Origin of the sequence: Marinovum sp., from assembly GCF_034669705.1 — a bacterium.
Taxonomy (GTDB): domain Bacteria; phylum Pseudomonadota; class Alphaproteobacteria; order Rhodobacterales; family Rhodobacteraceae; genus Marinovum.
On the sequence record NZ_JAXMOR010000007.1, the window covers coordinates 111,555 to 125,495 of the forward strand.

Here is a 13,941-nt window from a genome sequence, read left to right on the forward strand (position 1 = left end):
GATGTGCTCCTTACCCGATCCGACCGGTGATATAGCTTTCGGTGCGGGGGTCTTCCGGTTTGGTGAAGATCTTCGAGGTGTCGCCGAATTCCACCAGGTTGCCGAGGTGAAAGAAGGCGGTTTTCTGGCTGACGCGGGCGGCCTGCTGCATCGAGTGGGTGACGATCACCACCGAGTACTGCGAGCGCAGCTCGTCGATCAGTTCTTCGACCTGCGCCGTGGCGATCGGGTCGAGCGCCGAACAGGGCTCGTCCATCAAAAGCACTTCCGGTTCCGTCGCAATCGCGCGTGCGATGCAGAGCCGCTGCTGCTGACCGCCGGAAAGGCCGGTGCCGGGGGCGTGCAGCCGGTCCTTGACCTCGTCCCAGATCGCACCGCGGCGCAGCGATTTCTCGACGATGACGTCGAGATCGGCCTTGGTTCTGGCCAACCCGTGAATACGCGGGCCATAGGCAATGTTGTCGTAGATCGACTTGGGAAAGGGGTTCGGCTTCTGGAACACCATGCCGACCTTGGCGCGCAGCTGCACCGGGTCGACCTTCTTGTCATAGATGTCCTCGCCGTCGAGCCGGATGTCGCCTTCGACGCGGCAGATCTCGATGGTGTCGTTCATCCGGTTGAGACAGCGCAGAAAGGTCGACTTGCCACAGCCCGAGGGGCCGATGAAGGCGGTCACGGTATTGGCCTCGATCTGGATGTCGATGCCCTTGATGGCATGGGTGTCGCCATAGAAGACGTCGACATTGTTGGCCGAGAACTTGATCTCGTTGGTGGTCACGGCGATCTCCGCTTTCGGGGTATCGTACATGGGGTGTCCTTTCGTTACCAGCGGCGCTCGAACCGGCGGCGCAACACGATGGCCAGAAGGTTCATTACAACAAGGAAGAGAAGCAGCACGCAGATCGCTGCCGCCGTCCGCGCCTCGAAGGCACGTTCGGGGAAGTCGGACCAGCGGTAGACCTGCACCGGCAGAACCGTGGCGCTGTCGGTGATCGAGGTCGGCACGTCGACGATGAAGGCCACCATGCCGATCATGATCAGCGGCGCGGTTTCACCCAGCGCCTGCGCCATGCCGATGATGGTGCCGGTCAGGATGCCGGGCATCGCCAGCGGCAGCACGTGGTGAAAGCTGGCCTGCACGTTCGAGGCGCCGACGCCGAGGGCCGCTTCGCGGATCGAGGGCGGCACCGCCTGGATCGCGGCGCGGGCGGCGATGATGATCGTCGGCAGGGTCATCAGCGCCAGCACGATCCCGCCCGCCAGCGGCGCCGAGCGCGGCACGCCGAAGACATTGAGGAACACTGCAAGCCCCAGCAGACCGAAGACGATTGAGGGCACCGCCGCGAGGTTGTTGATATTGACCTCGAGGAAGTTGGTGAAGCGGTTTTTCGGAGCGAATTCCTCGAGGTAGATCGCGCCCAGCACGCCGATCGGGAAGGCCAGACCAAAGGTCACCGCCATGGTCAAGAGCGAGCCCACCAGCGCGCCGCGGATGCCGGCCAGTTCCGGCGCCCGGCTGTCGGCGGCGGTAAAGAAGCGCCAGTTGAAGGTCTCCTTGACCTGGCCGCGGTCTTTCAGGGTCTCGATCCAGACGATCTGGTGGTCAGAGACCTTGCGCGAATCCTCCGGCTGGCTGGTGGTATAGAACCCCCAGTCGGTGCTGCCCTCGACCGGCAGGTCGAGCTGCGTCATCAGCTCGCCGCGGGCCTCACTGTCGCCGACCTCGGTCAGCCGGATCCAGCCGCCGCCGGCCTTGACCAGAAGCGAGATGTTCTCGTCGTCGACCTCTTCCGAGCCGCCTGCCCCGCGCGCCCGCGCCTCGAGCGCCAGCGCCTCGTCAAGCAGCGCCTGCTCGGCCTCGCGGGCCTGTTCCAGCTTGGCCAGCTGGGCCGCGCGGGCCTCTTCGGTCTCCGCCGCCGCGGCGCGTTCGGTATAGACGCTGACGGCATTGGCCTGGCGCGCAGCCTTGCGGCGCAGGTCCTCGACATCGGTAAAGAGCTGGCCCTTCACCGCCATCAGCGCGCCGGCGAAATCATCCGCCGTGCTGGTCAGGATCAGGTCGCCATCGGCGCCCTCGGTCACACTCAGGGTGCCACTCACGGCCTCCTCGTTCAGCGTGCCGTATTCGTCCTTGAGATAGAGGTCGGTCACGTCAGAGGCCAGGAAATCATAGGTGATGGTCTGGCCCAGCAGTGCCGGTTCGGCGGTGATCTTGTCGGCCAGCTCGAACGGCGCGCCGCCGGAGACCAGATTGCCCAGCGCCCGGCGCTCGGTCCGGCCGGTGGCGGCGGGAAAGAGATCGCGCATCGCCTGTGTGGTCAGCGCGTCGAAATCCGCGCGCAACAGTTCGCTGCCGGTGGCGCCCTCGGCGATGCCGAGCACCTCCGGGTCGAGCGTCACCTCGGCGGTGATGTAATGTTCGGTCAGCGCCTTGGAGGCCTGGCCCACGACCGAGCTGAGAAGGGCGACGAGCGCGAAGCCCGCCACCGCGATGGCGGCAATGCCATAGGCCTTGAGCCGCATCTCGGCCCAGCGGCGGCGCTTGAGGCGCAGCGAGCCGGTGGCGATGCTGCCGTGATCGAAACCGCGGCTGCCTTCGGGTTGGGAGGTGATGTCAGACATGTCTCGATCTTTCCTCAGTCGTACTTTTCACGGTACTTCGCGACAAGCCGCTGCGCCGCAATGTTCATGATCAGGGTCAGCACGAAGAGCGTGAAGCCCAGGGTAAAGGCCGGCCCGGCCGCGGTCTCGGCCTCGGTGTCGCCGGTGATCAGCGCCACGATCTGCACCGTCACGGTGGTCACGGCCTCGAGCGGGTTGGCCGTCAGGTTGGCGCCCTGCCCGGCCGCCATCACCACGATCATCGTCTCGCCGATGGCGCGGCTGACCGCGAGCAGCACCGCCGAGACGATCCCCGGCAGCGCCGCCGGCAGAACCACCTGCTGCATGGTCTCGGCCTTGGTGGCGCCGAGCCCCAGCGAGGCGTCGCGCAGCGATTGCGGCACCGAGTTGATCACGTCATCCGACAGCGACGAGATGAAGGGGATGATCATCACCCCCATCACGATCCCCGCCGCCAGCGCCGATTCAGAGGCGACGCGGATGCCGATTGCCTCGCCCCCGTCGCGCAGCATCGGGGCGAGGGTGATCGCGGCGAAAAAGCCGTAGACCACGGTCGGGATGCCGGCGAGAATTTCCAGCATCGGCTTGGCAAAGGCGCGCACCCGCGCCGAGGCGAAATCCGACAGGTAGATGGCAGCGAACAGCCCCACCGGCACCGCCACGATCATCGCGATCAGGGTGATCAGCAGCGTGCCGGCAAACAGCGGCAGCGCGCCCACCTTGTCGGCGTCCATCTTGCCCTCGAAGACGCCCGACAGCGGGCTCCAGGTGGTGCCGAAGAGGTACTTGTGAATCTGCCAGTCGATGGCGCTGAAAAACCGCATGGTCTCGAAGATCAGCGACAGCACGATGCCGATGGTGGTCAGGATGGCGATGCCCGCCATCACCAGAAGCACCGCACGGATCACCTTTTCGCTGTGGTTGCGGGCGCGCCATTCCGGCGCCACGCGGGAATAGGAATAAAGCCCGGCAAGGAACGCGCCGCCAAGGCCCAGCACGATCAGCGCCCAGGAATGGATGGCGTCGAGCCGGGCAAACCGGGTCGACAGCGCCTGCCGCAGGTCGCCGCTTTCCGAGGAAATCCGGCCCTCGGCAATGGCGCGGGCGTCCGACAGGATCAGCTGGCGTTCGATCATCGCCGCGTCCGGCGCGGCCTCGGAGATTTGCGCCATCAGGCTGGAGGTCACCCACCAGTTGCCGAAGATGACGAGGAAGATCAGGATGCCCCAGCCGGTGATCAGCACCCAGAGAAAGCTGTGCAGGCCATGGTAGGAGGGACGGGAATGCAGATGCACGTCATCGGTCGCGGCCACCACTGCGGCGCGGCGGCTCGACAGCAGATATGCCGCGATTGCCAGCGCTAGAATGGCCAGTGTCAGAGTGAATACCATCAATCAGGCTCCGGAGTACGGCGGGTCGCTCCGGGCCTGACGGGGAAACCGCTGCCCGGAAAAATGAACCGAGGGCGGTGATCCGCCCCCGGTGTGTCGTCAGTCGCGCATTGCGATCAGTAGTTTTCGGCGGTCAGCTCAGGCAGGTTGGCCACGGCGTCCTGGTTCTGCGCCATCAGATCTTCGCTGACCGGGATCAGGCCGAGATCGATCAGGTAGCCGTCTTCACCATTGGCGTTGACGAACTCGCTGGCATATTCGATCACGCCGGGGATCACGCCGACATGGGCGTGCTTGATGTAGAAGTACATCGAGCGCGACACCGGGTAGTCACCGTCGGCGATGGCGTCGAAGGTCGGCTCGACACCGTCGACCACGGCACCCTTGAGGGCGTCGGCGTTCTGGTCGAGGAAGGAGAAGCCGAAGATGCCCAGCGCGCGGTCGTTGGCTTCCAGCTTGGAGACGATCAGGTTGTCGTTCTCGCCGGATTCGATGAACTTGCCGTCGTCGCGGATGTGCAGGCCTTCGCCTTCACAGTCGGTGCCACCGGCTTCTTCACAGCCAGCGGCCATCGCCAGCTCTTCGAAGGCGTCGCGGGTGCCGGAGGTCGGCGGCGGGCCCAGCACTTCGATTTCCACGGCGGGCAGCGCCGGGTCGATCTCGTCCCAGGTGGTGGGCATCGGGCCGTGGGCCGCCAGCGCCTGCCAGACCTGGCCGAGGGTCAGTTCGAAGTCGGGGCCGGACTTGGCGTTGGCGATGACAATGCCATCATAGCCGGCAACCACTTCGGTCAGGTTGACGCCGTTCTCGATGCACTGCTCGACTTCGGACTGCTTGATGCGGCGCGAGGCATTGGTGATGTCGGGGTGCTCTTCGCCGACGCCGGCGCAGAACAGCTTGACGCCGCCGCCCGAACCGGTCGATTCCACCACCGGGGTGGCGAAGTCGGTCGATTTGCCGAACTGCTCTGCCACGGCGGTGGAGAACGGGAACACGGTCGACGAGCCGACGATGCGGATCTGGTCGCGCGCCGAGGCGGCAGTGGCGGAAACGGCAGCGATCGCCAAGGTCGAGGCGGTCAGTTTCACAAAGTTCATGGAAGAGCTCCTGTTGTCTCGTATCGGGACGCCGGGGTTCGTCGTGGCGTCCGCTGCGGCACTGCTATTGATCGTCGGCAATGCTTTTGTGACAGATGCGTAACGCTTTTATGACAGTCGAAAAGGTTCCGCCGCCGGGATGCAAGAATTTGCCGGGTGCTGAAAGTTGAGTTGCGCAAGTCACTGGTATTACAAATATTTTCAAAAGCCATGCGCTGGGTGACTGGCGGCTATGCGCCAAGGAAAAACATCTGCGATGGCGTTGGCGGAGGGGTCTGCCCGGCAAATGTGACAGGCCCTCCAGCGGCACTGTCACATTTCGCCGCTCAGGCGGGCAGCAGCACCCGGAACGTGGCGCCCTGCCCCGGTTCGGATTCGATCTGGATGCGGCCGCGATGGCGGCCGACGATGTGCTTGACGATCGCCAGCCCCAGCCCGGTGCCGCCCCGCTCGCGCGAGCGATGGCTGTCGACCCGGTAGAACCGTTCGGTCAGCCGCGGGATATGCACCGGGTCGAAGCCCGGCCCATGATCGCGCACCACCAGCTCGACCGTGTCGCAGCGCATCCGCGGGTGATAGGCCGGCGTGGTCAGGCTGACATCAATGCGCTTGCCCTCGGCGCCGTATTTGATCGCATTCTCGATCAGGTTGGTCAGCACCTGGCGCAGCTGGTCCTCGTCGCCCGGCACCGAGACCGGCGGCTCCGGCACATCGGCGACAATGGTCAGACCGGCGTCCTCGGCTATCCCGCTCAGGCTTTTGACCACCGAGTTCAGCAGCACCGCCAGGTCAATGCGCACCGTCGGCCGCATCCGCTCGGTCGCCTCGACGCGGTTGAGCGACAGCAGGTCGCCCACCAGCCGGTTCATCCGCTCGGCCTCGGCCTCCATGATGCCGAGAAACCGCTCGCGCGCCGCCGCATCCTCGCGCGCGGGGCCGTGCAGGATGGTCTCGATAAAGCCCAAAAGCGCGGTCAGCGGCGTCTTCAGCTCGTGGCTGACATTGGCGACGAAATCGCGCCGCATCTGGCTCGCCGCCTCGACCTCGGTGACATCCTCGAAGCTGAGCAGGACCCCGTGCCGTTCGCCGCGATGCAGCGCAGCGCAGCGCACCATATAGGTCACGTCCTGGCCGTCCTCGCGGGTGAGGAAACTGGTCTGGCGCGGCGCGTGGTCGCGCAGCGTGGCCTCGACCGTATCAAGCAGCGCGGGCTGGCGCAGCACGGTGATGAAATGCCGCCCCACCGGTGTTGCGCCCACCAGCCGCAGCGCCGGGGTGTTGACGTGCTCGATGCGCTCGTCATCGCCGATCACCACCATCGGCTGCGGCAGCGCATCGACCACCGACTGCAGAAGCTCGCGGGCCTCCGGCATGGCTCAGACCGCCCGCGCCGCGGCCACCGCGCGGGTGAATTCAGCGATCAGCGCCGCCGGCTCCTCGAGCCCGACCGACACCCGGAAGAACCCCTCGGTGATCCCCAGCGCCGCGCGGCCCGCTTCGCTCAGCCCCCGGTGCGAGGAAGAAGCCGGATGTGACAGCGTGGTGCCGACATCGCCCAGCGTCGGCGCAAAGGCCACGCCGCGGGCCGCCTCGGTCAGCGCATTGGCCTGCGCCCGGCCGCCCTCGATCTCGAAGGAGACCATGTTGCAGCCGCCGCTCAGCAGCGTCTTTGCCAGCCCCCGGTCCGGGTGGTCGGCGCGCGTCGGATAAAGCACGCGCCGGACGCCTTCGAGACCCGAGAGCGCCTCGGCCAGCGCCTCCGCCGTCGCCTGTGCCCGCTCGAACCGCAGGTCAAAGGTCATCAGCCCGCGTTCTGCCAGCCAACAGTCGAACGGGCTCGGCGTCATGCCGGTGGTGACGGCGAAATCATACATCGCCTTTTGCAACGCCGGATCCCGCGCCGCAACCCAGCCCAGGGTCACGTCGGAATGGCCCGCCAGCAGCTTGGTCACCGAATGCAGCACCACGTCGGCGCCAAGCTCGAATGGCCGGAGGCCGCGCGGGGTGGTGAAGGTGTTGTCCACCACCAGCAGCACGCCCGCCTCTTTCGCCACCGTCGCGATGCCGGCGACATCGGCCACCCGCAGCGTCGGGTTCGACACCACCTCCAGCAGGATCAGCCGGGTCTCGGGCCGCAGCGCCTTGCGAAACGCCTCCGGGTCGGTCGGATCGGCCAGGCTGGTGGCAATCCCCAGCCGCGGCAGATCCTCCCGCATCATCCTGAGCGAGCGCCCGTAGAGCTGGTCGCCGCCCACCACATGGTCGCCGCTCTTGCACAGCCCGAGCAGCACCGCCGTCACCGCTGCCATGCCAGAGCCCAGCATCAAGCCGCTCTCGCAGCCCTCCATCGCCGCGATCCGCCGCGCCAGCAAATCCGCATTGGGGTGCCCCTCGCGCGCATAGGTATAGCCCTGCGCCCGCCCCTCGTATTGCGAATCGAGCGTATCCGGCGTGTCCGAAGCATAGACCACAGAAGGTGAAAGAGGTGTTACCACCGGCCGGCTGATGCCCTCCGTCAGGATCTCCGGCCGGATCAATGTGCCCTTGTCGTTGCGCATGTCAGAGTGCCTTCAGCCCGGCGCGGAACCGGCGCATGTTGTCCTGGTAGTGTTGCGCCGATTTGCGCAGGCCTTCGATCGCCGCAGCGTCGAGCTGCCGCACCACCTTGCCCGGGGCGCCCATCACCAGGCTGCCATCAGGGATCTCCTTGCCCTCGGTGATCAGCGCGCCGGCGCCGATCAGGCAGTTGCGGCCAATGCGGGCGCCGTTGAGCACCGTGGCGCCCATGCCGATCAGGCTGTTTTCGCCAATCACGCAGCCGTGAAGCATCGCCTTATGGCCGATGGTGCAACCTGATCCGATACGTAAAGGAAATCCCATATCTGTATGACATACAACGTTTTCTTGAACGTTACTTCCGGCGCCGACGCGGATTTCCTCATTATCGCCGCGTAGGGTGCAGCCGAACCAGACCGAACCTCCGGCCTCGATCACCACGCGTCCGATCAGGTTGGCGTCGGGGGCGATCCAGCTGTCTTCGGCGATCTCGGGGCGCACCCCGTCAAGCGCATAGAGCGTCATGGCAAATCCTCGAATTCCGATTGCAGTTTGCGCACGTGCTCGGTCAGGTCCGGTTGTTGCAGGCGGCGCAGGCGGGTGGCGGTGACGATGGTCTTGAGCTTCTCTTCGGTGACGTCAAGATCATCGTTGACCAGAACGAAATCATAGCTGCCCCAATGGCTTATCTCGTCCCAGCTCTTCTGCATCCGCTTGCCGATCACCTCTGCGCTGTCCTGCGCCCGGGTCTCGAGCCGGCGGCGCAACTCGGTGATCGAGGGCGGCAGCAGGAAGACCGAGAGCGTGTGGCGACCGAGATCGGAATTCTCGATCAATTGCGCGCCCTGCCAGTCGATATCGAAGAGCACGTCCTTGCCGGCATTGATCGCCTCTTCCACCGCGGCCTTGGGTGAGCCGTAGAAATTGCCGAAGACATGGGCGTGTTCCAGCATCCCGCCCTCGGACACGGTCTTCTTGAATTCTGCTTCCGATACAAAGTGATAGTCGACACCGTTCACCTCGCCCGGGCGCGGTTTCCGGGTCGTTGCCGAAACCGAGAAGACGATCGAATTGTCCCAGGCCCGCAGGCGTTTCGCCAGGGTCGACTTGCCGGCGCCCGAGGGCGAGGACAGGATGATCAAAAGGCCGCGTCGCTTGCTGTCGGTCATCGTCCTCACTCCACGTTCTGAACCTGTTCGCGCATCTGGTCGATCACCGCCTTGAGGTCGAGCCCCACGGCGGTCAAAGCGCTGTCGCCAGATTTTGCGCACAGCGTATTGGCCTCGCGGTTGAACTCCTGCATCAGGAAGTCGAGCTTACGACCGACGCTTCCCGGCGCCGAGACAAGTTCACGTGCTGCCTTTACATGCGCGTTCAAGCGGTTGATTTCCTCTGTTATATCTGACTTCACCGCCAGTAAGGCCAACTCTTGGACGATGCGGTCTTCGTCCATTTCGGCGGCGCCCTCCATCACCGCGGCCAGCGCGGTCTTCAGGGTCTCGCGAGCCTTGGGGCGGCGGGCTTCGGCGGCGGCCCCGGCAGCGGTGACCAGCCCCTCGATCTCGTCCAGATGTCGGTTCAGCACCGCCTGCAGGGCTGCGCCCTCACCTGATCTCATCTCGCAGAAAGACGCCAGAACCGTCTGAAAATCTTCGACAAGTGCGGATTGCAGGGCGGCGGTGTCGGTGGCCTCTTCGTCCTGTTCCATCATGCCGCGCAGGGCGATGATCTCGGCCGCGGTCGAGGGCGCAAGAGAGACGTGGCGGGTGATCGCCTGCTGCTCGATTTCGGCCAGCGCCGTCAGCACCTGATCGAGCTGCTGGTGGTTGAGACGCTGGCTGCCGCCGGCCTCAACCCGCGACAGCCGCAGATTGACTGTCACGTTGCCGCGCTTCAGCGCCCCGGTGATCTGCTTGCGCAGCGCCGCCTCGAGCCCCTCGACCCAGTCCGGCACGCGGATCCTCAGGTCGAGCCCCTTGGCATTGACGCCGCGGATCTCCCAGGTCCAGCTGAAGTCACCGCTGGCGCCCTGGCCAGCCGCGAACCCTGTCATCGATTGCAGCATCACAACTCCCCGGTCCGAACGCCCCGTGATCTCGCGGTGAAACGGCCACTCTCTGCATGATTTGGCGTTCCGAATAGGCAATCCCCGGTCTCTGGGCAAGCCGAAACCCCGCCGGCGGTTGGTGCGGGGGTTAACCATACGGGCCGAAAGACGCCCCAATTAAAGATAATCGTGGCATATTAGGAATTGGGTAACCATTGCCGCGTTAAGTGAGAGGCATAACCTTTCGGGCGACAATGGGAGGGCGGATATTGAGGAAGTAACCATGTCTTCACACGACAGCAAAACCGGGGTCTCGCAGGCGGCAGCGCCGGTGATCGGCGAACCGGCGGATGTTCTGCCGCTGAGTGACAAGCTGCGCGCCAAGTGGTGCCGCCCGCTGCAACAGGTCGAGGCCTATTGGGACGCGATGCGCGGTGGCCGCAATGTGCCGCCCCGGTCTGAGATTGACCCGCGCGGCATCGAGACTGCGCTGGAATTTGCCTTCATCGCCGAGCAGGTCGCGCCAACCCATGCGCGGCTGCGGCTCGGTGGCACCCATCTTTGCAATCTGATGGGGATGGAGGTGCGCGGCATGCCGCTTTCGGCGATGATCGTTCCGGTCTCTCGCGAGCGGCTGGCGCATGCGCTGTCGCAGGTGTTCGAGGCGCCCGCGCGGGCCGAGCTTTCGCTGATTGCCGAAAAACGGCTCGGCAAGCCTGAGCTGACCGGGCGTCTGTTGCTCTTGCCGCTGATGGATGATTTCGGCGACGTGAACCGGGCGCTGGGCTGTTTCGTGACCGACGGGCCGGTGGGCCGCGCGCCGCGGCGGTTTGAGGTCGTCAAGTCGGATATCTCGGCGCTTTCGGGCCGGGCGGTGCAGCCGCCGCGGTCGATCGTCCGACAGCCGGTGCCGGGGTTTGCCGAGGCGCAGTCGGGATTGGTGCGGGACAAGACGCCCTATCTGCGGGTGGTGAAAAGCGACAGCTGAGATCACGGGCCGAGCCGGGGCAGCGGCGGCCGGTGGAATGCCGCTGGGACAGTAGAATGGTCGATTCTATCCCGGCAAAGCCCGGGTGACCTCTGACTGATGCGCTTGCCGGACCAAAGCGGCAGCCCGTCACGCCGGCGGTTGCCCTGCACACGCCGAGAGACCTGCCGGCTTCGGGCGTGGTCCCGGCGTTGAAAACAAAAACGCCCCCGCGACGTATCGCGAGGGCGTTGGAGCTTGACATAGCTGCGGCGATCAGCCGGCCAGGCTCGAGGCGCTGGCATCGCGCCGCGCAACCAGTTCCTCGGCGACGAGGAAGGCCAGTTCCAGCGACTGCGAGGCGTTGAGCCGCGGATCGCAGGCGGTGTGGTAGCGGTCCGACAGGTCCTCTTCGGTCACCGCGCGCACGCCACCGGTGCATTCGGTCACATCCTGGCCGGTCATCTCGAAATGCACGCCGCCGGGGATCGTGCCTTCGGCCTTGTGCACGGCAAAGAACTCCCGGACCTCGCGCAGCACGGAGTCGAACGGCCGGGTCTTGTAGCCGGTGGCCGACTTGATGGTGTTGCCGTGCATCGGGTCGCAGGACCAGACCACGTTGGCGCCCTCTTCCTGCACCGCCTTGACCAGCCGCGGCAGGTGCTCGCCCACCGACCCGGCGCCAAAGCGCGCAATCAGGGTCAGCTTGCCGGCCTCATTGTCGGGGTTCAGCTTGGCCATCAGCACCTTGAGGTCGTCGGCCGTGGTGGTCGGGCCGCATTTGAGGCCGATCGGGTTCAGCACGCCGCGGGCAAACTCCACATGTGCGCCGTCGGGCTGGCGCGTGCGGTCGCCGATCCACAGCATGTGGCCCGAGCCCGCCAGCCATTTGCCGGAGGTGCTGTCCTGACGGGTCAGCGCTTCTTCGTACTCCAGCAGTAGGCTCTCGTGGCTGGTGTAGAAATCAACCGTCTGCAGCGCGTGGTTGTTGTCGCTGGTGACGCCGGCGGCGATCATGAAGTCGAGCGCATCGGAGATGCGGTTCGCCATGTCGCGGTACTTCTCGCTCTCCTCGCGGTCGGTAAAGCCGAGCGTCCACTGGTGCACCTTGTGCACGTCGGCATAGCCGCCGGTGGAAAAGGCGCGCAGCAGGTTCAGCGTCGCGGCGGCCTGGGTGTAGGCCTGCAGCATCTTCGACGGGTCGGGGATGCGGCTTTCGGGGCTGAAGTCGAGCTCGTTGATGATGTCGCCGCGGTAGCTGGGCAGCTCCTGGCCATCCTTGACCTCGGTCGGGGCCGAGCGCGGCTTGGCGAACTGGCCTGCCATGCGGCCGACCTTGACCACCGGCACCTTGGCGCCGAAGGTCAGCACCATCGCCATCTGCAGCATCACCTTGAAGGTGTCGCGGATGCCATCGGCCGAGAACTGCTGGAAGCTCTCGGCGCAGTCGCCACCCTGCAACAGGAAGGCCTCGCCGCGCGAGGCATCGGCCAGCCGTGCTTTCAGCGTCCGGGCCTCACCGGCAAAGACGAGCGGCGGATATTTGGCCAGCTGCGCCTCTACGGCTTGCAGGGCCTCCGCGTCGGTATACTCGGGCATCTGAACCCGCGGCTTGTTGCGCCAGTCAGATTTTTGCCACTCGCTCATCGTCTCTCTCCGGTGGTTAGCGATATCGGAACGGCCCGCTTATACAAACTCGGGGCCAGAGTGACCATATGCGAATTGCGGCGGGGCTTGACCTCGCCCGGGGCTTCGGTCCAACTGGCGCAACCTGTCCTTTTGCGACACAGAAACCGTCGAAAAGAGACCTCCATTCCAAAGGTCCGCCGCGCATGACACCCAAAGCCGAAGACGCCTCCGTTCCCGCCGCGACCAAGCCGCGCCGCTTCGTCTTTGTCCTGCTCGAGAACTTTTCGCTCTTGCCCTTCTCGGCGGCGCTGGAATGCCTGCGGCTGGCCAACCGGATGTCCGGCAAGACGCTCTATTCCTGGCGCATCCTCGGCGAAGGCGGCGAGAGCCAGAGCTGTTCGGCCGGCACCACCTTCCAGCTGCAGGGCGATCTCGAAGAGCTTCAGCGCGACGACGTGATCCTGGTCTGCGGCGGCGTCGAGATCCAGCATGCCACAACCAAACGCCTGCTCAACTGGCTGCGCCGCGAGGCCCGCAAGGGGCCGGTGATCGGCGGGCTCTGCACCGGCAGCTATGCCCTGGCCCGCGCCGGTCTGCTCGATGGTCGCCGGGCGACGATCCACTGGGAGAATTACGACAGCTTCTCCGAGGAATTCGAGGACGTCGGCCTGTCGAAGATGATCTTTGCCATCGACGGCCCGCGCATCACCACCGCCGGCGGCACCTCCTCGCTCGACATGATGCTCAAGGTGCTGGCCGACGATCACGGCCCGGAGCTGGCCAATGCGGTGGCCGACCAGATGATCTATTCCTCGATCCGCACCGATCAGGACAGCCAGCGGCTCTCGGTGCCGACCCGGATCGGCGTGCGCCACCCCAAGCTGAGCATGGTGATCCAGAAGATGGAGGCCAATATCGAAGAGCCGATCAGCCCCTCGATCCTGGCCCGCGATGTCGGCATGTCGACCCGCCAGCTCGAGCGGCTGTTCCGGCGCTACCTCAACCGCAGCCCCAAGCGCTATTACATGGAGCTGCGGCTGGAGAAGGCGCGCAACCTGCTGATGCAGACCGACATGAGCGTGATCAACGTGGCGCTGGCCTGCGGCTTTGCCTCGCCGTCGCATTTCTCGAAATGCTACCGGGCGCATTACGACACCACGCCCTATCGCGAGCGTGGCACCCACAGCTCGCGGCCCGCCGTCTGAGGACCACCTAGAACTTGTCGTGCAACGCGCCGAAGTCGCTGTTGAAATTGAACCCCAGCGCCATGAGGCCGTCGTCGCGGTCATGCAGCAGCATGTGGATATATATGTACTGGGTGTCGACCCAATAGGCGATCAGCTCTTGTCGGAACCCGTGTTCCATGTCCTGCCGGCGGATCAGGGCCACATTCTCGAAGTCGCGCGGATAGATCTCACGCACCCGCAGTTCGAGCGCCTCGAGCTCGGCCGGATCGGTCTCGTCGCCGAAGGCCGGCATGACCTCGGCGATGTCGCGGTTCATCACCAGCGTGTCGAGCCGGGCGCGCAAGGCGAGGTAATTGTCAAACATGGCCCGGGCGTCCTGCGCCGTGGCCGGAAGCGGCAGCAGCAGGACGAAGCACAAAATCAGGTGGCGCAGGATCATCTCGGA

Annotated in this window: 13 protein-coding genes; 2 read left to right on the plus strand and 11 right to left on the minus strand. The window is 65.3% G+C overall.

All coding sequences use genetic code 11. From position 1 onward, the window contains the following. Positions 1-10: 10 nt before the first annotated feature. The 9 genes from pstB to VOI27_RS07300 form a co-directional block, all read right to left on the minus strand. Positions 11-808, minus strand: coding sequence for a phosphate ABC transporter ATP-binding protein PstB (pstB, locus tag VOI27_RS07255; RefSeq protein WP_323764649.1), 798 nt, complete (start codon positions 806-808; stop codon positions 11-13). Positions 809-822: 14 nt separating this feature from the next. Further along, positions 823-2,622: a phosphate ABC transporter permease PstA gene (pstA, locus tag VOI27_RS23155; protein WP_416374649.1), complete on the minus strand. Its 1,800-nt coding sequence runs from the start codon at positions 2,620-2,622 to the stop codon at positions 823-825. Between the two features lie 14 nt (positions 2,623-2,636). Beyond that, complete coding sequence (gene pstC, locus VOI27_RS07270; RefSeq protein ID WP_323764650.1) at positions 2,637-4,013, minus strand: phosphate ABC transporter permease subunit PstC; 1,377 nt, start codon at positions 4,011-4,013, stop codon at positions 2,637-2,639. A 116-nt stretch (positions 4,014-4,129) separates the two neighbouring features. Beyond that, positions 4,130-5,110 (minus strand): substrate-binding domain-containing protein, encoded by a 981-nt coding sequence (locus tag VOI27_RS07275; RefSeq protein WP_323764651.1) that lies wholly within the window; start codon positions 5,108-5,110, stop codon positions 4,130-4,132. A 326-nt stretch (positions 5,111-5,436) separates the two neighbouring features. Continuing rightward, positions 5,437-6,483 carry a sensor histidine kinase gene (locus tag VOI27_RS07280; RefSeq protein WP_323764652.1) on the minus strand — a complete coding sequence of 349 codons (1,047 nt, stop codon included), beginning with the start codon at positions 6,481-6,483 and terminating at the stop codon, positions 5,437-5,439. Positions 6,484-6,486: 3 nt separating this feature from the next. Next, positions 6,487-7,668 carry a trans-sulfuration enzyme family protein gene (locus VOI27_RS07285; protein ID WP_323764653.1) on the minus strand — a complete coding sequence of 394 codons (1,182 nt, stop codon included), beginning with the start codon at positions 7,666-7,668 and terminating at the stop codon, positions 6,487-6,489. 1 nt (position 7,669) lies between these two features. Beyond that, on the minus strand, positions 7,670-8,191 hold the full coding sequence (locus VOI27_RS07290) for a gamma carbonic anhydrase family protein (protein WP_323764654.1): 522 nt from the start codon (positions 8,189-8,191) through the stop codon (positions 7,670-7,672). Beyond that, positions 8,188-8,835, minus strand: coding sequence for a guanylate kinase (gene gmk, locus VOI27_RS07295; protein ID WP_323764655.1), 648 nt, complete (start codon positions 8,833-8,835; stop codon positions 8,188-8,190). Before gmk ends, VOI27_RS07290 begins: the two co-directional genes overlap by 4 nt. 5 nt (positions 8,836-8,840) lie before the next feature. Next, positions 8,841-9,731 (minus strand): YicC/YloC family endoribonuclease, encoded by an 891-nt coding sequence (locus VOI27_RS07300; RefSeq protein WP_323764656.1) that lies wholly within the window; start codon positions 9,729-9,731, stop codon positions 8,841-8,843. 265 nt (positions 9,732-9,996) lie between these two features. Here VOI27_RS07300 and VOI27_RS07305 point away from each other — a divergent pair, with 265 nt between their 5' ends. Further along, entirely contained in the window at positions 9,997-10,701 is a 705-nt protein-coding gene (locus tag VOI27_RS07305; protein ID WP_323764657.1) for a PAS domain-containing protein, read from the plus strand. A 255-nt stretch (positions 10,702-10,956) separates the two neighbouring features. Here the strand turns inward: VOI27_RS07305 and VOI27_RS07310 are convergent, their stop codons facing one another. Beyond that, positions 10,957-12,327 (minus strand): class II 3-deoxy-7-phosphoheptulonate synthase, encoded by a 1,371-nt coding sequence (locus tag VOI27_RS07310; RefSeq protein WP_323764658.1) that lies wholly within the window; start codon positions 12,325-12,327, stop codon positions 10,957-10,959. 185 nt (positions 12,328-12,512) lie between these two features. Here VOI27_RS07310 and VOI27_RS07315 point away from each other — a divergent pair, with 185 nt between their 5' ends. Further along, positions 12,513-13,514 (plus strand): GlxA family transcriptional regulator, encoded by a 1,002-nt coding sequence (locus VOI27_RS07315; protein ID WP_323764659.1) that lies wholly within the window; start codon positions 12,513-12,515, stop codon positions 13,512-13,514. A 7-nt stretch (positions 13,515-13,521) separates the two neighbouring features. On the opposite strand, the gene VOI27_RS07320 is transcribed toward VOI27_RS07315, so the two are convergent. Beyond that, positions 13,522-13,935: a hypothetical protein gene (locus VOI27_RS07320; RefSeq protein WP_323764660.1), complete on the minus strand. Its 414-nt coding sequence runs from the start codon at positions 13,933-13,935 to the stop codon at positions 13,522-13,524. Positions 13,936-13,941: the final 6 nt, after the last annotated feature.

Bases quoted from the DNA above. Each gene is read 5' to 3' on its own strand.
- VOI27_RS07280 (WP_323764652.1), bottom strand. From the start codon at position 6,483: ATGCCGGAGGCCCGCGAGCTTCTGCAGTCGGTGGTCGATGCGCTGCCG.
- VOI27_RS07305 (WP_323764657.1), top strand. From the start codon at position 9,997: ATGTCTTCACACGACAGCAAAACCGGGGTCTCGCAGGCGGCAGCGCCG.
- VOI27_RS07320 (WP_323764660.1), bottom strand. From the start codon at position 13,935: ATGATCCTGCGCCACCTGATTTTGTGCTTCGTCCTGCTGCTGCCGCTT.
- pstA (WP_416374649.1), bottom strand. From the start codon at position 2,622: ATGTCTGACATCACCTCCCAACCCGAAGGCAGCCGCGGTTTCGATCAC.
- pstC (WP_323764650.1), bottom strand. From the start codon at position 4,013: ATGGTATTCACTCTGACACTGGCCATTCTAGCGCTGGCAATCGCGGCA.
- VOI27_RS07275 (WP_323764651.1), bottom strand. From the start codon at position 5,110: ATGAACTTTGTGAAACTGACCGCCTCGACCTTGGCGATCGCTGCCGTT.
- VOI27_RS07300 (WP_323764656.1), bottom strand. From the start codon at position 9,731: ATGCTGCAATCGATGACAGGGTTCGCGGCTGGCCAGGGCGCCAGCGGT.
- pstB (WP_323764649.1), bottom strand. From the start codon at position 808: ATGTACGATACCCCGAAAGCGGAGATCGCCGTGACCACCAACGAGATC.
- VOI27_RS07310 (WP_323764658.1), bottom strand. From the start codon at position 12,327: ATGAGCGAGTGGCAAAAATCTGACTGGCGCAACAAGCCGCGGGTTCAG.
- VOI27_RS07290 (WP_323764654.1), bottom strand. From the start codon at position 8,191: ATGACGCTCTATGCGCTTGACGGGGTGCGCCCCGAGATCGCCGAAGAC.
- VOI27_RS07315 (WP_323764659.1), top strand. From the start codon at position 12,513: ATGACACCCAAAGCCGAAGACGCCTCCGTTCCCGCCGCGACCAAGCCG.
- gmk (WP_323764655.1), bottom strand. From the start codon at position 8,835: ATGACCGACAGCAAGCGACGCGGCCTTTTGATCATCCTGTCCTCGCCC.
- VOI27_RS07285 (WP_323764653.1), bottom strand. From the start codon at position 7,668: ATGCGCAACGACAAGGGCACATTGATCCGGCCGGAGATCCTGACGGAG.